This window comes from Pseudomonas sp. BAV 4579 (genome assembly GCF_009765395.1).
In the GTDB taxonomy this organism is placed as follows: domain Bacteria; phylum Pseudomonadota; class Gammaproteobacteria; order Pseudomonadales; family Pseudomonadaceae; genus Chryseomonas; species Chryseomonas aestiva.
Genome location: NZ_WHOV01000028.1, coordinates 1 through 19,456 on the forward strand (window position 1 = coordinate 1; position 19,456 = coordinate 19,456).

Below are 19,456 nucleotides of genomic sequence, written 5' to 3' on the forward strand. Positions count from 1 at the left end.
GCGATTGGCGGTAAAGGGCATCCAGTGGGCACGCAGGTTGAGCTGGGCGGCGACAGGTGGCGAAACGGTCAGCGGCTGGTTCATGACGGGGCCTCGGGCGGTGACATTGAGTCTGCAGGATGCGCCCGGCGTTGCGTGAGTTAAATGGTTTTTTTCTCGCGCCTAGGTATCTGAAACCTCACCCAAAAACGAGGTGTTGAGCGACCGGTCGAGCAGGATGGGCGAGGGAGAACGACGCTACTTCATACAGCCACAGATTCCCTGAAAGGCGCTTTCTAAACGCGATTATCCATGCCAACTTGACGCTGCTGAAACATCTTGAAACCAACAAATTTGATTAGTAATCAGTAACTTGCCTGAAACACTTTAAGCTGGTCGCCTGCCACCGTAGTCCCGTGGCGCCGAGGCACCCTCGCCTCACCTCTCTTCCCGGCGCGTAGTCCAGCCGGGCGCGGTAGCCTGTCCGCCGTCTCTGCCGCGTACCCAACTTTCCGCTTTTGCCAACCCGTGCCCCTCCCCCGAGGCAGAGCGCGCGGTTCAGCTATTCCTCAAGGAAACCTCCCCCATGCTGATTCAGCTCAACTGGATCCGCGGCCTGGCGGCCGTTCTCATCGTTTTCCACCACATGACCGTGGGCAGCTACCAGACCACCGAGCACCAGCAGATCGCCCTGAATCTGCTGTCGCTGGAAACCACCTGCATCTTCGTCGCGCTCTCGGGCTTCTTCTTTCGCTACAACCTCGGCAAATACAGCTACCAGGTCTATCTGGGCAAGAAGCTGCAGAACGTCATCCTCCCCTATCTGCTGATCTCGATTCCCGCCGTGCTGCTCTATGTCTCCGGACTCAAGCAGGAACACGAGTGGATCGACATGAACGCCTTCCATGACTGGCCGCCCTTTGCCCAGACCGCCCTGCTGCTGGCCACTGGCGCCCACCTGGGTCCGCTGTGGTTCATTCCGGCGCTGACGCTGATCTTCCTGCTCGCGCCGGCCCTGGAGTGGATCGTCAAGCGTGGCCTGCTGCCGGCGGCGACCATGGTCGGCCTGCTGTATTTCCTGGTGTCCGATCGCCCGATCAATGACGCCGATCCGTTGCTGGCGGCCCTGCATTTCCTGCCGATCTACCTCTGCGGCATGCTGGCCTGCGAACAGCGCGAGCGGCTGCAACGGCCCCAGGCGCGTTACTGGCTGCTGGCGGCCCTGCTGCTGCTGAGTGGCGCGGCAGTGCTCGACAGCGCCTTCTACGGGCTGCAGAAACTGGCACTGTGCCTGTTGCTGTTCGCGGTCTTCAGCCAGAAGGTCAAGGCGCCGGGATACGCCGAGAGCCGCCTGACCAAGGGCATGGCCCTGCTGGGCGCCTACAGCTTCGCCATCTACTTCCTGCACGGCTATCTCGCCGGCGCCTATCGCGTGCTGGGTCGCCTGCTGGGTGAGCAGAACTTCGCCCAGTACCTGGGCACCCGCCTGTGCCTGACGCTGATCACCCTGCTCTGCTGCATCGCCGCGGTCTGGGTGGTCAAGCAGGTCACCCGGCAGCGCAGCCGGGTCCTGATCGGCGCCTGAAACCGGTCGCTGGCGCCGCTCCCGACGGCGCCTTATGCTGTCCCGCATTTGCGGTGGCAGCCATGAAGACGACGCGCAAGGCCCTGCTCGCCCAGGTCGGCGATTTCGAGATCCGCCTGCTGCGACTGTTCAAGACGGTGGTGGAATGCGGCAGCTTCACCGCCGCCGAAGGCCGGCTGGGCATCACCCGCTCGGCCATCAGCCTGCACATGAACGACCTGGAAAAACGCCTCGGCATGCGCCTCTGCCAGCGCGGGCGCGCCGGTTTCTCCCTGACCGACGAAGGCCGCGAGGTGCTCAGGGCCAGCCAGTCGCTGTTCGCCGCCCTGGAAGGCTTTCGCAGCGAGGTCAACCAGCTGCACCAGCACCTGCGTGGCGAGCTGAACCTGGGCATCATCAACAACCTGGTGACCCAGCCGCGCATGCGCATTACCCATGCCCTGGCCGCGCTCAAGCGCGCCGCGCCGGGGGTGGTGGTCAACATCGGCATGACCCTGCCCGGCGAGATCGAGACCGGCGTGCTCGACGGCCACCTGCACCTGGGCGTGCTGCCGCTGATCAATGCCCTGGCCGGGCTGGACTACCTGCCGCTCTACGAAGAGCGCGCCCTGCTCTATTGCAGCCGCAGCCATCCGCTGTTCGCGGTGGCCGACGCGGCGCTGGACGACGCCCTCCTGGCCGCTCAGGACGCCGTCGGCCCCAATCACCTCCTCAACCAGGACGGCCACGAACGCCATGCCGCGCTGAACTGCACGGCACGCGCCTCGGATCGCGAAGGCGTGGCCTTTCTGATCCTTACCGGCTGCTACATCGGCTACCTGCCCGACCACGTCGCCCAGCCCTGGGTGGCCCAGGGTCAGTTGCGCGCTCTCGATCCCGAGCGCTTCCACTTCGACACCACCCTGGCCGCCGTCACCCGCAAGGGCCGGCGACCGAATCTGGTGCTGGAGCGCTTTCTCGAAGCCCTGGCCGAGACCGTCTAGTTGGCGCTGCGGGTCGGACGCACGACGATCTCGTTGACGTCCACGTCGTCCGGCTGCTCGATGGCATAGCGCACCGCGCGGCCGATAGCGTCGGGTTGCAGGGCAATGGCGCGATAGTCGTCCATCATCGCCCGCGCCGCGGGATCGGTGATGGTGGAAGCCAGTTCGCTTGCCACCACACCCGGATGGATGCAGGTGACCCGCAGATCCTCGCGCTCCTGACGCAGTCCCTCGGAGATCGCCCGCACCGCGTGCTTGGTGGCGCAATAGACCGCCGCCGTGGGCACCACCGACAGCGCACCGATGGAGCCCAGGTTGATGATGTGCCCGGCGCCACGGGCGGTGAACTCCGGCAGCACCGCGGCAATGCCGTTGAGCACACCCTTGATGTTGACGTCGACCATCTGCATCCATTCTTCGGTCTTGAGCGAGGCCATGGGCGACAGCGGCATGATCCCGGCGTTGTTGACGATGACGTCCACCCGCCCCCAGCGCTCGCGAGCCGCCTGGACGAAGGCGACCACGTCGGCGCTGTCGGTGACGTCCAGCCGGCGGCAGGCGGCCTCGCCACCCGCAGCGTTGATCTCGGCCGCCAGGGCCTCCAGCCGTTCGCTGCGGCGCGCGCCGAGCAGCAGCTTGCAGCCGGCCGCGCCCAGTTCCCGCGCGATGCCCGCGCCTATGCCACTGGAGGCGCCGGTGATGAGTACGACCTTGTCGATAGCCATGAAGTGTTCCTCTCGAATGGGGTGGTTTGGCTGGACGATCTACTGATCGGCTGCGTGCCCTTCCAGGCTTGCCACCACCTTAGCGAAAGCTCATTGTCGTGATAATTCCCCCGCTCCTGACTGCCATGGTTAGCGAGACTCACCAATGCACACTGATCTGAATCTGCTCAGGGTCTTCGTCGTGGTGGCCACGGCCGAGAATTTCCGCGTGGCGGCTGATCGCCTGGGCGTCAGCCGCTCTGCGGTCAGCCAGGCCATCCGCCGTCTGGAAGACGAGCTGGGCAGCTCGCTGGTGCAGCGCACCACCCGCAGCGTACGGCTGACCGAGGCTGGCGAACGCCTGCAGCGGCAGATAGCCGGGCCCCTGGCCGGTCTGCTGGGCGCCCTGGAGGACGCCAGCCACGCCGGCCCGCCGCGCGGATTGTTACGGGTCGCGGTCACCTCCATCGCCGAGCGCTTTCTCGACGGGCCGCTGCTGGCCAGCTTCGTCGAGGCCTATCCGGAGGTGACCCTGGACGTCACCGTCACCGACGAGGAATTCGATATCGTCGCGCGGGGTTTCGATGCCGGCGTACGGCTGGGCGAGGTGATCGAGCAGGACATGATCGCCATTCCGGTGACCGGATCGCAGCGCGAAGTGGCGGTGGCGACCCCGGGCTATTTCGCCCGTCATGGCCGACCCCGGCACCCGCGCGAACTGGCGGACCACCGCTGCATCGGCTGGCGCCCGGCCCCGGAGGTGGCGCCCTGGCGCTGGGAATTCAGCGAGAACGGTCGCGCCTTCGATGTGGCCGTCGCGCCGCGGATCACCACCAACGACATGCTGCTGATGGTACGCACCGCCCTGGCCGGAGGCGGCATCACCTTTGGCATGGAGGACACCTTCCGCCCCTATCTGGCGCGGGGTGAACTGGAGCGGGTGCTGGAAGACTATCTGCCGCCCTTTCCCGGCTTCTACCTCTACTATCCGAACCGCCACAACCTGGCGCCCAAGTTGCGGGCGCTGGTGGAGCATGTGCGGGGGTATCGGGAGGAGAAGGAGGGGTAGCGCGGGTTTGGGCGTCCCTCACCCCGGCCCTCTCCCGGAGGGAGAGGGGGCGCTCGCCTGAGCCCGCGTAGGGTGGAAAAAGGCGCAGCCTTTTCCACCTGGCGAAGGCAGGCCCTATTGGGCTTCGGTGATGGAGCTGCCTCCACCCAACCTAGGCATCCGGTAGGTTGGGCTGAGCGCAGCGAAGCCCAACATCGACCGACCGATATCAGCTCTCCAGGATCCACCGATCGATGGCCTGGGCCAGGCCATCTTCCTGGTTGCTGGCCGTTACCCGGTCAGCCGCTTCACGGACCCCTGCGCCGGCTTGGCCCATGGCGATGGCGAGACCGGCCTGGCGGAACATGGGCACATCATTGCTGCCATCGCCAATGGCCGCGGTGCGCGCAACCGGTACGCCCGCGGCCTGGGCCAGTTCGATCAGGGCATCGCCCTTGTTGGCCTTGGGGTGGGTGATGTCGAGGTAATAGAGCTGGGAGCGCAGCACCGTGGCGCCCTCCCCCAGCCGCTCGCCCAACTCGCCTTCCAGGGCTTCGAGGCCGGAGTGATCACTACCGGCGGCGACGATCTTGTCGACGCGATCCAGATAGGGTTCGAAGGAGTCCACCACGGTCGGCCCATACCCCAGCGCGCGGGTCTCGCGCGACACATAAGCTCCCTCCCCGTCGCGGGTCAGCCAGAGGTCGTCGGCGAACAGCCAGACCTCGAAGGCTGCATTATCCAGCCGCTCCAGCACCTGACGCGTCACCGGCTCCGCCAGGCGATGGGCGCGGATCAGGGTACCGTCCGCCTCCACCAGATTGCCGCCGTTGAAACCGGCCACCGCCTGATGAATGCCCAGTTGGCGTACCAGCGGCAGCAGCGCCCGCGGCGGGCGGCTGCTGACCAGGGTAATGGCCTTGCCGGCCGCCTGCAGCCGCTTGACGGCGGCGATCACCGCCTCGCTCAGGCTCTTGTCGTCACGCACCAGGGTGCCGTCGATATCCGACACCAGCAGGTCGATGGGGGTCAGGTCAGCGGATGCCATGAGCGGCCGTCCTTCTGCAGGAGTTCATCGGCACCGGCGGGACCGGCACTGCCCGCGGCGTAGCTTTCCACTTCGCCGCCCTGTTGCCAGGCGTCGAGGAAGGGTTGCACGGCGCGCCAGCCGTTCTCGATATTGTCGGCGCGCTGGAACAGGGTCTGGTCGCCGATCAAGGAGTCGTAGATCAGGGTTTCGTAGCCGGTGGAGGGCTGCATCTCGAAGAAATCGCTGTAGGCGAAGCCCATGCGGATGTTCTCCAGTTCTACCAGGGGTCCCGGGCGCTTGGCGTGGAAGTCGAACCACATGCCTTCGTCGGGCTGGATCTGGATGATCAGGTAGTTGGGCCGCATCCGGTCGATCTTGGTGTCGCGGAACTGGGCGTAGGGCGCGTGCTTGAAGCAGATTGCGATCTCGGTATCGCGCGCGGTCAGGCGCTTGCCGGTGCGCAGGTAGAAGGGCACCCCGGCCCAGCGCCAGTTGTCGACGAACAGCTTGAGTGCCACATAGGTCTCGGTCTGGCTTTGCGGATCAACCCGCTCTTCCTCGCGATAGCCTTTGACGGGCTTGTCGTTCAGCGTCCCGGCGGCGTACTGGCCACGGACCGAATTGGCCAGGGCCTCTTCGGTGGTCTGGGGGCGGATGGCGCCGACCACCTTGGCCTTCTCGTCACGCACCGAGGTGGCATTGAAGGACGCCGGCGGCTCCATGGCGACCATGGCCAGCAACTGGAACAGGTGGTTGGGCACCATGTCCCTCAGGGTGCCGGTCTTCTCGTAGAAATCGCCCCGCGACTCCACGCCCACGGTCTCGGCCGCGGTGATCTGCACATGGTCGATGTAGTGGTTGTTCCAGAACGACTCGAACAGGGCGTTGGAGAACCGGCTGATCAGGATGTTCTGCACCGTCTCCTTGCCCAGGTAGTGGTCGATCCGATAGATCTGCTTTTCGTCCATGTTCGCCAGCAGGCGCTGGTTGAGCGCCTGGGCACTGGCCAGGTCGGCGCCGAAGGGCTTTTCCACCACCAGTCGGCGATAGGCGTCTTCGCGCTCTTCCAGCAGGCCGGCCTTGCCCAGGCGCTCGGCGACGTCGCCAAAGAAGCGGGCGGCGGTGGCCAGGTAGAAGACGGCATTGTCGGTGTCGGCCTGGGCGATGCGCTCGCCTACCGCCTGATAGGTGGCGTCTTCGAGGAAGTCACCCTGCAGATAGCGGATGCGCCCGCGCAGCTGGCCCCAGAGATCGGCATCCAGTGCCTCGTCCCGGGACTTGCCCTTGGCTTCGGCCTGGTCGCGGATGAAGGCTTCCAGCCGGTCGGCGAAACCTTCGTCGGTGTTGGGATTGTGATCGACGCCGATGATCTGGGTGCGGTCGTCGAGCAGGCCGTCACGCAGCAGGTTGTACAGCGAGGGGATCAGCAGTCGCTTGACCAGATCGCCATTGGCGCCGAACAGAAAGAGCGTGGCGGGCGGCGCGGTGGGCGCCTTGGTGCAGGAGCGGCGCTCCTGGGCGGCGGTGCTGGGGGTAACGGCAGGAGAATCGGTCATGACAGGGCCTTATCCACGAGGACGGCTGATGCCGTCCCCCGGGACGCGGCCCGTGGCCGCTCCACAGGGGAACGGCCGGGGTTTTATTGCGGGATTTCGACGTGGCCGCCAAAGCCGAAGCGCATGGCCGACAGCAGCTTGTCGGCGTAGGTGGCTTGCTGGCGGGAACGGAAGCGCGCATAGAGGGCAGCGGACAGGACATTGACCGGCACCGCTTCCTCGATGGCCGCCTCGATGGTCCAGCGGCCTTCGCCGCTGTCGGCTACCGAACCGGAGAACTTCTCCAGCTCGACGTCGCCGGTCAGGGCCTGGGCGGTCAGGTCCAGCAGCCAGGAGGACACCACGCTGCCACGGCGCCAGACTTCGGCGATGTCGGCCAGGTCCAGCTCGAAACGCTCGTCTTCCGGCAGCTTGTCGCTGTTCTTCATCTTGAGGATGTCGAAGCCCTCGGCATAGGCCTGCATCAGGCCGTACTCGATGCCGTTGTGCACCATCTTGACGAAGTGACCCGAACCGGCCGGACCGGTGAAGATGAAGCCGCGCTCGGCACGTTCGTCCGGGGCGTTGCGGCCACTGGTCCGTTCGATGCTGCCGTAGCCGGGGGCCAGGGCCTCGAAGATGGGCTCCAGACGCTCCACAACCTCGGACTTGCCACCGATCATCATGCAGTAGCCGCGCTCCAGGCCCCAGACACCACCGGAGGTGCCGACGTCGACATAGTCGATGCCCTTCTCGGCCAGGGTCTTGGCACGACGGATGTCGTCCTTGTAGTAGGTGTTGCCGCCATCGATGATGACGTCACCGGGAGCCAGGCGGTCGGCCAGCTCGGCGATGGTCTGTTCGGTCGGCGCGCCCGCCGGCAGCATGACCCAGATGGCCCGCGGCTGTGCCAGAGCGGCGATGACGCCGTCCAGGCTGTCGGCGGTGATGGCGCCTTCCTTGCCGAGGCCGGCCACGGTTTCGGCACTGCGGTCATAGACCGCGACTTCATGCCCATGCTTCATCAAACGCCGTGCGATGTTGCCGCCCATGCGGCCCAGTCCGATGATTCCCAATTGCATGCTGATGACTCCTTGAGGTCAGGCGACCGCCGCCTCGACCAGTTCGACGATTTGTTGCAGGCCGGCGTCGATGTCGCCGCCCTTGATATGCACGCGCAGATAGCGCCGTCCCCGTTCGGCCAGTACCTCGAGGTCGCCCTTGGCCTGGGCGGCCTCGACGACACCAAAGCTCAGACTCCGCCCTGGAATCTGCAGGTCGTTCTGGGCATCGGCGGTAATCTGGATGAACACACCCGAGTTGGGACCGCCCTTGTAGGCCTGTCCGGTGGAGTGCAGGAAGCGGGGGCCGAAGCCGCCGACGGTCGCTACGCGCTTGCTGTCGCGAATGCTATCACGCATGGCGCCCAAGGCCTCCTCGTGCACGGCATTGCGCTCGAGATAGGCCAGCACGGCGAGATAGTCGCCGGGCTGCAGGCGTGCCAGGTGCGCCTTGATCGCCGCGCGGGCGGTGTCCTGCCCCTGCAGGTCGGCATCACCGAACAGCGTCAGCGAGCCCTCCTCCAGCAGCGGCTCGTCGCCGGCCAGACGACCTTCGCGCTCGTAGCCATCGGTAAGGGCACGGGTCTTGATCTTGCTGGCTTCCACGTCGGGCTGGTCGAAGGGATTGATGCCGATGACGGCACCGGCTACCTCGGTCGCCATCTCCCAGCGGAAGAATTCCTGGCCGATCAGTTCGGCGCGGGCCAGACGGATGTCCACCACCGGATGCCCGGCCGCGGCCAGAGCCTGCAGGCGACTGTCGCGCTCGGCGTCTTCCTCGCCGGCCAGCACCAGGCTGACGAACACCCGGTCCCTGCCGTAGACAGCTGGCTCCCCGAGGGGCTCCAGGTCCACCGGGATGATGCCCTTGCCCTGCTTACCGGTGCTCTCGGCGAGCAGCTGTTCCAGCCAGGCGCCCAGACTGGCGACACCCGGTGAGGCGATCAGGGTGACCTTGTCGCGTCCCGCACGCACCGCCTCGCCCAGGACCACGCCCAGGCGGATGCCGGGATTGATGGCCGGCGGCGCACTGGGGCTGCAGGCGAGCACCATGGGCTGGGTCACCTGGAAGAAGTCGGCCACCGAATGGCCAAGCAGCGCCAGGGGCACCATGCCGAACACCGACAGCACCGAATAGCGTCCGCCGATATGGGGATCGCCCTGGAAGATGGCGCGGTAGCCCTCGGCCGTGGCACTGGCTTCGAGCTTGGAACCCGGATCGGTGATGGCAACGAAGCGCCGCCGGGTCTCTTCCGCACCCAGCGCCTGCTCCACGGCCTTGTGGAAGTAGGCCCGCAGGATTTCCGGCTCCAGGGTCGAGCCGGACTTGCTCGATACCAGGAACAGCGTCCTGTGCAGGTCCAGCTGCTCTTCCAGTGCAGTGATCTGCGCCGGATCGATAGAATCCAGCACCTTGAGGGTAAGTCCGCCTTTAGCGGTACCCAGGGTGTTGGACAGGACTTCCGGACCCAGGCTCGAACCGCCCATGCCCAGGAGTACCACGGTATCCAGGCCTTCCTGGCGAACGGCTTCGGTCAAGGCCTCGAGGGCAACCGGATCGGCCTGACGCCCCTGGGCCGCGGCCAGCCAGCCGACCCACTGGTCTTCGTCACGACCGGTCCAGAGCGAGGCGTCGCCCTGCCAGAGCCGGCGCGACCAGCCTTCACGTCGCGCCTCGTCCAGGCGGGCCTCGACGGCTTCTTTCAGATCGTCTGGCAGACGATAGTCCGCGGCATTCAGGCGCTCGCCGAGAAAATCGAGGCGCTTCTGCCCAACCACACCCAGCAGGGCATCGGCAGCATCTTCGAATTGCCGAGCGCCGTCCTTGACCAGCCGCTTGGCCACGCCATCGAGATCCAGCCCGAAACGGACCGTAGCATCTACCACCCGCTGCGCGGCTTCGATATCGGTGCTCAGCATGGGCGCTGCCGTGCCATGGTCGCGGAAAGCGTCCATGGTCTTGGGAGGCATGGTGTTGACGGTGTCCGGGCCGATCAGCTGATCGACATACAGGGTATCGGGATAGGCGGGATCCTTGGAGCCGGTGGAGGCCCACAGCAGACGCTGCGGCCGCGCACCCTTGGCTGCCAGCACCTTCCAGCGCGGCGACTGGATCAGCCGCTGGTAGTCCTGGTAGGCCAGCTTGGCGTTGGCGATGGCGACCTTGCCACGCAGCTCGCCCAGCTCGGCGTCCTCGCCCTTGCGCTCGTCGATCAGCTTGTCCAGCACGCCATCGACCCGGCTGATGAAGAAGCTGGCGACACTGGCGAGCCGACTGATGTCCTTGCCCTGGTGCAGCCGGGCTTCCAGACCCGCCATATAGGCCTCCGCCACGGCCATGTAGGCATTGCGATCGAACAGCAGGGTCACGTTGACGTTGATCCCCTCCTCGATCAGTTTGCGGATGGCCACCGCCCCTTCGGGCGTACCCGGTACCTTGACCATGAGGTTGGACCGATTTACCGCCTGCCAGAGGCGGCGCGCCTCGTCCAGGGTGGCACGGGTATCCAGCGCCAGATAGGGCGACACTTCCAGGCTCACATAACCATCGCGCCCCTCGAGCCGGTCATAGACCGGCCGCAGGATGTCGGCCGCCTGCTGGATGTCCTCGATGGCCAGATGCTCGTAGACGTCCACCGGCTCGGCGTCGGCCTGCTCGAGGAAGGCCTCGAGGCTGGCATCGTAGTCGCTGCCGTGGCCCATGGCCTTCTCGAAGATCGAGGGGTTGGAGGTGACGCCCGTCAGGCCGTCACGCTCGATCAGCTTTTGCAGCTCACCCTTGGCGAGGAACTCGCGGCTGACGAAGTCGAGCCAGACCGCCTGGCCCTGCTCCGTCAGCTGTTTGAGTGGATTGCTCATTTGGCACTCCCGGAGCGTTGTGCCTGTTCCTTGGCCAGCTTGACCACATTCTCCACGGTGTAGCCGTACTTGGCCTGCAGCTTGCCGATGGGCGCCGAAGCGCCGAAGGTGCTCATGGTCACCGAGGCACCCTTGCGACCGATGTAGCGCTCCCAACCCAGGGGACCGGCTTGCTCGATGGCAACGCGGCCCAGGACTTCGTCCGGCAGCACCGATTGCTTGTAGGCCTCGTCCTGCTCTTCGAACAGCTCCCAGCAGGGCATGGAGACGACTCGTGCCTTCACCCCTTCGCCCTGAAGCTGCTCATAGGCCTGCATCGCCAGACCCAGTTCGCTGCCAGTGGCCATGAGGATGACCTGGGGCGTGCCACCTTCGGCATCGGCCACCACATAAGCACCCTGGGCGACGCCCTCGGCGCTGGCATACTTGGCGCGATCCAGGGTCGGCAGCGGTTGCCGCGACAGCACCATGCAGGAGGGTCGATTGGTCTGCTGCAGCGCGATCTTCCACGCCTGCACCGTTTCGTTGGCATCGCCCGGACGCAGGGTCAGCAGACCCGGGGTGGCGCGCAGCTGCGCCAGATGCTCGATGGGCTGGTGAGTGGGGCCGTCTTCGCCGACGCCGATGGAGTCGTGGGTGAAGACGAATACCACCGGCAATTCCATGATCGACGCCAGGCGGATCGGCGGCTTCATGTAGTCGCTGAACACCAGGAAGGTGGCGGTGAAGCTGCGCAGGTAGCAGAGCGCCATGCCATTAGCGATGGAGCCCATGGCGTGCTCGCGGATGCCGAAGTGCATGTTGCGCCCGGACGGCTCACGGGCGGAGAAGCTGCCCGCGCCATCGAATTTGAGATTGGTCTTGGTGGACGGCGCCAGATCCGCCGCCCCGCCGACCAGCCAGGGAATGTTCTGGGCAAAGGCATTGAGCGCCTTGCCACCGGACTCGCGGGAGGCCACACCCTTGGCATCGGTATCGAAGCTGGGCAGCTTGGCGTCCCACCCTGCCGGCATCTCACCGGCGCGCATGCGCTGGAGTTCATCGGCGCGGGTCGGATCGTCCTGACGCAGGCGATCGAAGGCACGGTTCCAGTCTTCGTACAGACCGCTGGCACGCTCCAGCAGGGCATCGCGCAGGTGGTGACGGGCGTCGTCGGGCACCAGGAAGTCGGCATCCTCGGGCCAGCCATAGGCCTTCTTCGCCAGCTTGATCTCGTCCGCACCCAGGGGCTCGCCGTGGGCCGCCGCGGTGTTCTGCTTGTTGGGCGCGCCGTAGCCGATGAGGCTGTCGACCACGATCAGGGTCGGCTTGCCAGTGTTGCCCTTGAAACGATGCAGGGCGGCGGCCAGGGCTTCGGCGTCATTGGCATCCTTGACGTGCAGGGTGTGCCAGCCATAGCCACGGAAGCGTTCGGCCACGTCTTCGCTGAAGGCCAGCTCGGTGTGGCCTTCGATGCTGATGGTGTTGTTGTCGTAGATCCAGCAGAGGTTGTCCAGCCCCAGGTGACCGGCCATGGAGGCCGCCTCGCCGGTGACGCCTTCCATCATGTCGCCATCACCGCAGAGCACATAGACGTCATAGTCGAACAGGGTCACGCCCGGCTGGTTGAAACGGGCGGCCAGCCACTTCTGGGCCAGCGCCATGCCGACGCTGTTGCCGCAGCCCTGCCCCAGCGGACCAGTGGTGGTCTCGATGCCGGTGGTCATGCGGTACTCGGGATGGCCCGGGGTCTTGGAATCCAGCTGGCGGAACTGCTTGATGTCGTCGAGGCTGACCGCTTCCTTGCCGGTGGCGGTGCCGTGCTCGTCGATTTCCTTGACGCCCGCCAGATGCAGCAGCGAATAGAGCAGCATGGAGGCATGGCCGACCGACAGCACAAAGCGGTCGCGGTTGGGCCAGTCCGGATGCTCCGGGTGATAGCGGAGGAAGCGGCTCCACAGTGTGTGGCCGACCGGAGCCAGGGCCATCGGCGTACCGGGGTGCCCGGAGTTGGCCTTCTGCACCGCGTCCATGGACAGGGTACGGATGGTATTGATGACAAGCTGGTCGGCGTTGGAGCTGGAAGGTGCGGTGGAACCCATGGCAAGCGTCCTCGTGCTGGCAGGCGCGCCACCCGCGGCGAAAACGGCAAATACCGTCCGTGAAACCGTTTTCAGCAAAGGCAGCGCCTAAGAGAAGAAAGCAAAGCGGCCGGACAGGGTCCGGGGCGGCGGGGGCATGCATCCTCTGCGACCCCACGCCGCAGTCGCGATCCTTTCTCTAGAACAGCACGCCAGAGGGTTGGTTCCGCGCGGGTAGATAGCCGGCTATCGATTTGCGCACTCAGTAGCCGGCGGCGAGGGCCAGCTCGACATCCAGGCCGGCGTCGCGCATCTGCGCCAGCTTGTACCTGAGGGTACGGGCGCTGATGCCGAGGCGCTCGGCGGTCTCCTTGCGGCGGCCGCGTTCGGCCTTCAGGGTATCGAGAATCACCTGGAATTCCCGATCGCGCAGATCGGCGTCCAGCGGCCGTACTTCATCGCCAATGCCTGTCGCTGGCACAGGCGCGGCGGCAGGCGCCATGGATACCCCGCTCGCCAACCAGTGCAGCCCGAAGTCCTCGGCCTGGATCTGCTGGCCTGGTTGCAGGATCAGCGCCCGCTGCACGGCGTTGTCCAGTTCGCGCACATTGCCCGGCCAGGGATGCTCGGCCAGGGCCTGGCGCGCGGCAGGGCTCAGGACCGGTACCGAACGATTCATCCGCGCGGCCTGGACCGCCAGCAGTCGTTCGGCCAGGGGCACGATATCGGCCGGTCGCTGGCGCAGCGGCAGCCAGGCCAGCGGAAACACCGACAGGCGATAGAAGAGGTCTTCGCGGAAGCGCCCGGCGGCCACCTCCTCCGCCAGCTTGCGGTTGCTGGTGGCTACCACGCGGATGTCCAGCGCCAGCGGCTTGCGCGCCCCGACCCGCTCCACCTCGCGCTCCTGCAGGACCCGCAGCAGTTTGGCCTGCAGACCCAGCGGCATCTCGGAGATCTCGTCCAGCAGCAGGGTACCGCCCTGGGCCAGTTCGAACTTGCCCGGCTGGGCGGCGATGGCCCCGGTAAAGGCGCCCTTCTCGTGCCCGAAGAGGATGGCCTCGAGCAGGTGATCGGGAATGGCCGCGCAATTGACCGCCACGAAGGGACCATCCCCCCGCGCCGATTGATCGTGGATGAAGCGCGCCAGCACCTCCTTGCCGGTGCCCGACTCACCGGTGATGAGCACCGTGGCCTCGCTCCGGGCCACCCGGCTGGCCAGCTCCAGCAGTTGCCGACTCTGGGGATCGGCCGCTACCGGCTGGCGAGCATCGGACAGGCGCCGTCCCTGGGGGCAGCATCGTGCCAGGGTCTCCAGCAACAGGCGTGGCTCGAAAGGCTTGACCAGATAGTCCGCCGCACCGCCGCGCATGGCCTCGACGGCACGTTCGATGCTGCCGAAGGCGGTCATCAGCAGCACCGGCAGCGCCGGATCGCGCAGCCGAATGCTGGCCAGCAACTGATGGCCGTCAATGCCTGGCATGTTGACGTCACTGATCACCAGGCCAAAGGGTTCCTCGGCCAGCGCCAGCAACGCCGCCTCGCCGCTGTCCACGGCGCGATAGCGATAGCCGCCAAGTTCCAGGGTATCGGCCAGGGCTTCGCGCAGGGCGCGATCGTCTTCCACCAGCAGGATGGGCAGGATCATGCCGGGGTCTCCTCGCTCGCCAGCAGCGGCAAGATGAAGGTCACCAGCGTGCCGCGCCCCAACCGGGAGCGCACGGTCAGACGGCCGCCATGGGCCTTGGCCATCGCCAGCGCGACCGGCAGGCCGAGACCGGTGCCGGTGGTCTTGGTGCTGAGAAAGGGTTCGCCCAGCCGTTGCTGGACCGCCTGCGGAATGCCGGGACCGCTGTCGCTGATCGCCAGGCGCAACTCCCCGTCACGACGATGGAGATGCACCTTGAGTCGTCCCGGGCGGCCACTGCCGGCCATGGCCTGCAGGGCGTTGTGGATGAGGTTCAGGGCGGCGCCCACCAGCATGTCGCGGTTGCAGGTGAGCAGCCCGCCCTGGGCGTCGAGTTGCCAACGCACGGGGCAGTCGCCGAGATGCGGGGTCGCGGCCTCGCGCAAGGCAGTGAACAGCGCGGCGGGCGTCAGCCGATCCGCCAGCGGCAATTCGCCCCGGGCGAACACCAGCATGTCGCGGACCTGGTTTTCCAGTTCGTGCAGCCGTTCCTTGAGGCGGCCGGCGAAACGCTGCTGTTGCGCCAGCGCCAGACCGCCCTCCTCCAGATGGCTGGCATAGAGCAGCGCCGCGGTCAGCGGGGTCCGGATCTGATGCGCCAGCGAGGCCATGGTCCGCCCCAGTGCCGAGAGTCGTTCATGTCGTGCCAATTCGCCTTGCAGATGACGGGTTTCGGTGAGGTCGTTGAGCAGCACCAGTTGCCCCGGTTCGCCGTCGAGCGAACGGGTGGCGATAGAGACCCGGCGGCCATCGCGCAGAGATACCTCGTGGCCATCGTCATGACGTGGGGCGAAGGCCCGGGCAATCACCGTACGCCATAGCTCGCCTGCCAGGGGCTCGCCGAGCAGGGCGGTGGCGACTGGATTGGCGTCGCGCACACGACCGGCGCCGTCCACGACTACAATACCGGCAGGCAGGACGTCGAGCAGATTCTGCAGCCGGCTGGCCAGGCGCTCCTTTTCCGCCAGCTCCTGCAGGCGCTGGGCAGACACCCACTCCAGTTCGCCCTGCAGCGAATTCATCCGGGCTTCGAGCAACTGGAAGGATTCGCTCAGCTGACGCGACATCTGCCCCAGGGCTTCGCGGGCCTGTGCCGAGGCGGAGGCCTCCACGGCAGCGTCGGTAGGGGCAGCGGAAGAAAGGGCTTGCGCAGGCATCAGCTGGGGCTCGCGACGGACAATTGACATTGTCCAGGCTTGAGCAAGACCCATGCCGCCCTGGCGTCAAGGCGCCGTAGCGTGGAAAACGGCGCAGCCTTTTCTACTTCTGGAGCGCCACCCAAGCAGCGGTAGATGAGACTGGTCCGGCAGGGAGCTACCAGGCGCAGGTTGGCCAGGGAGGCTTTTATTGTTTAAGTCCGATACAGGGGGTCTCCGCCGGAAAAGTTGAGCTTCGCTACGCTCAGCCTCATCTACCAGCCTAGGATTGGCTGAAAAGCCGTAGCTGTTGGTCAACAAGCCGCTTGGCCGTTCCATGCCGAACGCAGCTGGCGCAAGACTTGCTACGGATCGCATTCCAGACTGATGGCGACATTTTCCTGCCTATCGTTAATTTTCTGCCCAACAGAGGCTACGCTGATGTCCACTCGTTTTTCTTGCGTAGGATGCGGCAAATGCTGTACCTCGCACCATATACCGCTGACGTTGAACGAGGCGATCCGCTGGGCTCAGCAACAGGGTGAGTTGCTCGTCCTGGTCGAAGCGTTTCTCGAGGACGGTCAAGGGATCTCGCCGGTGCAGCGCGAGCATGCCGAGCAGCGCTCTCTGCGGGTGTGGTGCGGGGAGACGCGCGCCTATGTCGCTATTACCTTCGCCGCCTATAATCCAGGGCGTTGCATGCGGCTAGATGCCGACAACCGCTGCTCGATTTATGACGAGCGACCCCTGGTCTGCCGTATCTATCCAATGGAGATTAATCCGCATCTTCCCTTGAGGCCCCATATGAAAGATTGTCCGCCGCATGCCTGGGAACAGGGGCCGACGTTGATTCATGGTGGGCGTTTGCAGGACGTGGAGCTGATTACGCTCATCGAGCGGTCACGACAGGCTGATCGGGATGAAATAGGTCAGAAGGCGGCGATTTGCGCCGCCTTGGGCATTCGCACATCGGCACTCAAAGGCGATGGCTTCACCGCCTACCGACCTTACGGTTCAGATTTTTTGGCAGCGACCGAGCAGGTGATGACCAACCCACCGATGGATGCGGCCACGGACTGGACGCTTCATGTATCGCACCGCGAATTAGCGGAGCAGCTCAAGGCGACCGGCGCGCTGATCGCTTCGGCCTTGACGCAAACGGACTATGGATTCATCGCTTTGAGCGCAGCATGAGACTAAGCCTCGCCGGCTCCGGAGTAGGCAGAACAGCAATTCTGAACTGGCTTTTGTCAAGTTGGGTAACGACGCCCCATCAAGTCGATGCTTGACTCAAAGAACCTGAGCTTTTTTCGAAAAATCGGTGTGCCAGCAGCAGTCCATACAGGCCATAGTGACCATTGCCTTGAAGCTGCTAGCCGGCTTCTCGAACCGATTGGAGAGGGTGCGTTTTTTCGGTTGGCTGGCTGAGTAGGCGTTCGACCGCATTGCGCTAGTGGTACATGAATTGATTGAAACGAGGCTTACGACGCCTCTTGCGTTGGGCAACGACAGATTAATACCCGCGCAGTCCCAACGATGCCGGAGCGCTTCGCTATCATATCCCGCATTGACCAAGACACGTCGGCAGCATTCGCATGGCCCATCTTTGGTACCTCGCCACCGCACATTTTCGAGTAGGGAAAGAAGCGCGCTGCGAGTCGGCCTGCTGCCCGAGCAAAACCTTGAGGTCAGCGGATACCTCTGGACTTATCAGAGCAGATGGAGCGGTACCTAGTCCGTCACAGTTACTGCCTAGCGCATGATCTAGCGGTTCGTCTGGGTAGGCTTTTTCTGCCTAACATGAGGGCTCGTGAGGCACGGGGATCGTACTGGCATCGATCATCCAGATGCCCAGGTCCACATAACAATCCTGACGCAGCCTCAGATGCAGCGGGCGCCAGAAGGGACTCGAAGGTACCGTCATCGCACTTGTTGGCAGCCCTGGCAGACCATTTTCCAGGACCATAGTGATCGCGTAGGCCACGCCATTTTGCGACCGAGCGTAGGATCCAGAGGATGACATTGAGCATTTGCCGATCATCACGGCGTGGGCGTCCCATCCTTCTGGCGGGGAAACGATCTCCTCGCTCAACGCCAGCACTCATTCAAAAGGCCGTAACGCTAGCTAATGTTAGTGCTTGCCTCCGCTGCAATCACAGACTCAGCCTACCTAATACGAATTTTCAGGCGAACCTTAGATCTCTTCTTCAAACTCGTCGTCGCGGCGCCCCATGCCGTACTTGCGCATCTTCTCGACCAGCGTGGTGCGACGGATGCGCAGCCGCTCAGCGGCACGCGCCACTACGCCACCGGCATCATCCAGCGCCTGCTGGATGAAGCTCTTTTCCAGATTTGCCAGGTAGTCCTTGAGATCCAGGCCTTCACTGGGCAGCAGCGCTGAGGAGGAGACCTCGAGCGTCCCAATGCCGGCCATGGCTTCGCGTTCCTGCAATTCCTCGCGCAGGGATTCCACCATGGGATCGGCTTCGTCTTCCACGTAGCGGAACTTGAGCGGCAATTCGGCCACGCCGATGACGCCATAGGGATGCATGATCGCCATGCGTTCCACCAGGTTGGCCAGTTCGCGGACGTTGCCCGGCCACTCGTGGCGGCACAGCGACATGATCGCCGCCGAGTTGAAGCGGATGGAACCACGCTTCTCGTGCTCCATCCGGGCGATCAGTTCGTTGATCAGCAGCGGGATGTCTTCGCCCCGCTCGCGCAGCGGCGCCATGTCGATTGGAAAGACGTTGAGGCGGTAGTAGAGATCCTCGCGGAAGGTGCCCGCGGCGATCATCTGCTCGAGGTTCTTGTGGGTCGCGGCGATGATGCGCACGTCCACGCTTTGGGTCTTGTTGCTGCCCACCCGCTCGTAGGTCCGCTCCTGCAGTACCCGCAGCAGCTTAACCTGCATGGGCAGCGGCATGTCGCCGATCTCGTCGAGGAACAGGGTACCGGTGTTGGCCAGTTCGAAACGCCCGGCGCGACTGGTGATGGCACCGGTAAAGGCGCCCTTCTCGTGGCCGAACAGCTCGCTCTCCAGCAACTCCGCCGGGATGGCACCGCAATTGACCGGTACGAAGGGCGCTTCGCGCCGCTTGGAATGGAAGTGCAGGTTACGCGCCACCACCTCCTTGCCGGTACCCGATTCGCCGAGGATGAGCACCGTGGCCTCGGTATCGGCCACCTGCTGCATCATCTTGCGCACCCCTTGAATGGCGCGACTGGTACCCACCAGGCTGCGGAACAACTCGGGCTCACGCTGACGCCCGCGATCCCGAGCCAGGTCGTACATCTCTCGATAGACCTGGGCGCGGTGCAGGGAATCCAGCAGCTTATTGTAGGCCAGCGGATACTGGAGAGAGACCAGCACGCGGCGGCGAACGTCGTCCGGCCATTCCGGCTGCGCCGATTCGCCCAGCAACAGCAGCGGGACCATCTCGTCCCAGGCCACGACCTGCTTAAGCAGCTCGACGCTGTTGCCCCGGCTGTCGACGCGACCGACCAGCACACAGCTGACCTGCCGACTGCTGTCGAGCGCTTCGAGAGTAGCTTGCCAATCGGAACTGGTGCAGGCGAGGTGATCTTCGCCGAGAAAATCGAGAATGACCGATACCGCCTTGCGCCGCTCGGCCTCATCGTCGATCAGAAGGATCTTGGTTTCACGCCACATGTCCCTGCCCCAATTCGGCTTGTCGGTTCGCTACGTGCAGGTGTCGCCTGCATCCAAGTGCCAACTGGTCGGCATCTTGCGCAAGTTAAGACAAATTGTGATGCGGGGTCAATTTTATG

At 64.9% G+C, this 19,456-nt stretch carries 15 protein-coding genes; 4 read left to right on the top strand and 11 right to left on the bottom strand.

The window, feature by feature from the left end:
- Positions 1-84: hypothetical protein (locus GSQ95_RS26445; RefSeq protein WP_256664506.1), on the bottom strand; the 84-nt coding region annotated here is incomplete at its 3' end.
- 481 nt (positions 85-565) lie between these two features.
- Between GSQ95_RS26445 and GSQ95_RS08355 the strand changes: the two genes are divergently transcribed.
- Positions 566-1,564, top strand: coding sequence for an acyltransferase (locus GSQ95_RS08355; protein WP_133862424.1), 999 nt, complete (start codon positions 566-568; stop codon positions 1,562-1,564).
- Between the two features lie 62 nt (positions 1,565-1,626).
- Positions 1,627-2,547, top strand: a complete 921-nt coding sequence (locus GSQ95_RS08360; protein ID WP_158893036.1) for a LysR family transcriptional regulator — start codon at positions 1,627-1,629, stop codon at positions 2,545-2,547.
- Here GSQ95_RS08360 and GSQ95_RS08365 read toward each other — a convergent pair.
- Complete coding sequence (locus GSQ95_RS08365; RefSeq protein ID WP_158893034.1) at positions 2,544-3,272, bottom strand: SDR family oxidoreductase; 729 nt, start codon at positions 3,270-3,272, stop codon at positions 2,544-2,546. The two genes, GSQ95_RS08360 and GSQ95_RS08365, sit on opposite strands and share 4 nt — an antisense overlap.
- Positions 3,273-3,417: 145 nt before the next feature.
- On the opposite strand from GSQ95_RS08365, the gene GSQ95_RS08370 reads away from it, so the two are divergent.
- Positions 3,418-4,320: a LysR family transcriptional regulator gene (locus tag GSQ95_RS08370; RefSeq protein ID WP_158893032.1), complete on the top strand. Its 903-nt coding sequence runs from the start codon at positions 3,418-3,420 to the stop codon at positions 4,318-4,320.
- Positions 4,321-4,528: 208 nt separating this feature from the next.
- Here GSQ95_RS08370 and GSQ95_RS08375 read toward each other — a convergent pair whose 3' ends face one another.
- From GSQ95_RS08375 to GSQ95_RS08405, 7 genes are all read right to left on the bottom strand, one after another.
- Positions 4,529-5,347, bottom strand: a complete 819-nt coding sequence (locus tag GSQ95_RS08375; RefSeq protein WP_158893030.1) for an HAD family hydrolase — start codon at positions 5,345-5,347, stop codon at positions 4,529-4,531.
- The gene (gene zwf, locus GSQ95_RS08380; RefSeq protein ID WP_158893028.1) at positions 5,329-6,885 is read right to left on the bottom strand and encodes a glucose-6-phosphate dehydrogenase; all 1,557 of its coding nucleotides are present in this window, start codon (positions 6,883-6,885) and stop codon (positions 5,329-5,331) included. Before zwf ends, GSQ95_RS08375 begins: the two co-directional genes overlap by 19 nt.
- A gap of 83 nt (positions 6,886-6,968) precedes the next feature.
- A complete protein-coding gene (gene gnd, locus GSQ95_RS08385) occupies positions 6,969-7,946 on the bottom strand; it encodes a phosphogluconate dehydrogenase (NAD(+)-dependent, decarboxylating) (RefSeq protein WP_158893026.1) in 978 nt (325 codons plus the stop codon).
- Positions 7,947-7,964: 18 nt separating this feature from the next.
- Positions 7,965-10,784, bottom strand: coding sequence for a bifunctional transaldolase/phosoglucose isomerase (locus GSQ95_RS08390; protein WP_158893024.1), 2,820 nt, complete (start codon positions 10,782-10,784; stop codon positions 7,965-7,967).
- Positions 10,781-12,865 (bottom strand): transketolase, encoded by a 2,085-nt coding sequence (gene tkt / locus GSQ95_RS08395; protein ID WP_158893022.1) that lies wholly within the window; start codon positions 12,863-12,865, stop codon positions 10,781-10,783. The genes GSQ95_RS08390 and tkt overlap by 4 nt, the downstream gene beginning before the upstream one ends.
- A gap of 241 nt (positions 12,866-13,106) precedes the next feature.
- Positions 13,107-14,489 (bottom strand): sigma-54 dependent transcriptional regulator, encoded by a 1,383-nt coding sequence (locus GSQ95_RS08400; protein ID WP_158893020.1) that lies wholly within the window; start codon positions 14,487-14,489, stop codon positions 13,107-13,109.
- Positions 14,486-15,685: a PAS domain-containing sensor histidine kinase gene (locus GSQ95_RS08405; protein ID WP_372240058.1), complete on the bottom strand. Its 1,200-nt coding sequence runs from the start codon at positions 15,683-15,685 to the stop codon at positions 14,486-14,488. Before GSQ95_RS08405 ends, GSQ95_RS08400 begins: the two co-directional genes overlap by 4 nt.
- Positions 15,686-16,105: 420 nt before the next feature.
- Here GSQ95_RS08405 and GSQ95_RS08410 point away from each other — a divergent pair, with 420 nt between their 5' ends.
- A complete protein-coding gene (locus GSQ95_RS08410) occupies positions 16,106-16,858 on the top strand; it encodes a YkgJ family cysteine cluster protein (RefSeq protein WP_158893018.1) in 753 nt (250 codons plus the stop codon).
- A 551-nt stretch (positions 16,859-17,409) separates the two neighbouring features.
- Here GSQ95_RS08410 and GSQ95_RS27100 read toward each other — a convergent pair.
- Positions 17,410-17,769, bottom strand: a complete 360-nt coding sequence (locus GSQ95_RS27100) for a transposase (RefSeq protein ID WP_372241635.1) — start codon at positions 17,767-17,769, stop codon at positions 17,410-17,412.
- A gap of 89 nt (positions 17,770-17,858) precedes the next feature.
- Complete coding sequence (locus GSQ95_RS08420; protein WP_158893014.1) at positions 17,859-19,337, bottom strand: sigma-54 dependent transcriptional regulator; 1,479 nt, start codon at positions 19,335-19,337, stop codon at positions 17,859-17,861.
- Positions 19,338-19,456 lie beyond the last annotated feature (119 nt).

Bases quoted from the DNA above. Each gene is read 5' to 3' on its own strand.
- GSQ95_RS08420 (WP_158893014.1), bottom strand. From the start codon at position 19,337: ATGTGGCGTGAAACCAAGATCCTTCTGATCGACGATGAGGCCGAGCGG.
- GSQ95_RS08355 (WP_133862424.1), top strand. From the start codon at position 566: ATGCTGATTCAGCTCAACTGGATCCGCGGCCTGGCGGCCGTTCTCATC.
- GSQ95_RS27100 (WP_372241635.1), bottom strand. From the start codon at position 17,769: ATGAGTGCTGGCGTTGAGCGAGGAGATCGTTTCCCCGCCAGAAGGATG.
- GSQ95_RS08370 (WP_158893032.1), top strand. From the start codon at position 3,418: ATGCACACTGATCTGAATCTGCTCAGGGTCTTCGTCGTGGTGGCCACG.
- zwf (WP_158893028.1), bottom strand. From the start codon at position 6,885: ATGACCGATTCTCCTGCCGTTACCCCCAGCACCGCCGCCCAGGAGCGC.
- GSQ95_RS08390 (WP_158893024.1), bottom strand. From the start codon at position 10,784: ATGAGCAATCCACTCAAACAGCTGACGGAGCAGGGCCAGGCGGTCTGG.
- tkt (WP_158893022.1), bottom strand. From the start codon at position 12,865: ATGGGTTCCACCGCACCTTCCAGCTCCAACGCCGACCAGCTTGTCATC.
- GSQ95_RS08360 (WP_158893036.1), top strand. From the start codon at position 1,627: ATGAAGACGACGCGCAAGGCCCTGCTCGCCCAGGTCGGCGATTTCGAG.
- gnd (WP_158893026.1), bottom strand. From the start codon at position 7,946: ATGCAATTGGGAATCATCGGACTGGGCCGCATGGGCGGCAACATCGCA.
- GSQ95_RS08375 (WP_158893030.1), bottom strand. From the start codon at position 5,347: ATGGCATCCGCTGACCTGACCCCCATCGACCTGCTGGTGTCGGATATC.
- GSQ95_RS08400 (WP_158893020.1), bottom strand. From the start codon at position 14,489: ATGATCCTGCCCATCCTGCTGGTGGAAGACGATCGCGCCCTGCGCGAA.
- GSQ95_RS08365 (WP_158893034.1), bottom strand. From the start codon at position 3,272: ATGGCTATCGACAAGGTCGTACTCATCACCGGCGCCTCCAGTGGCATA.
- GSQ95_RS08405 (WP_372240058.1), bottom strand. From the start codon at position 15,685: ATGCCTGCGCAAGCCCTTTCTTCCGCTGCCCCTACCGACGCTGCCGTG.
- GSQ95_RS08410 (WP_158893018.1), top strand. From the start codon at position 16,106: ATGTCCACTCGTTTTTCTTGCGTAGGATGCGGCAAATGCTGTACCTCG.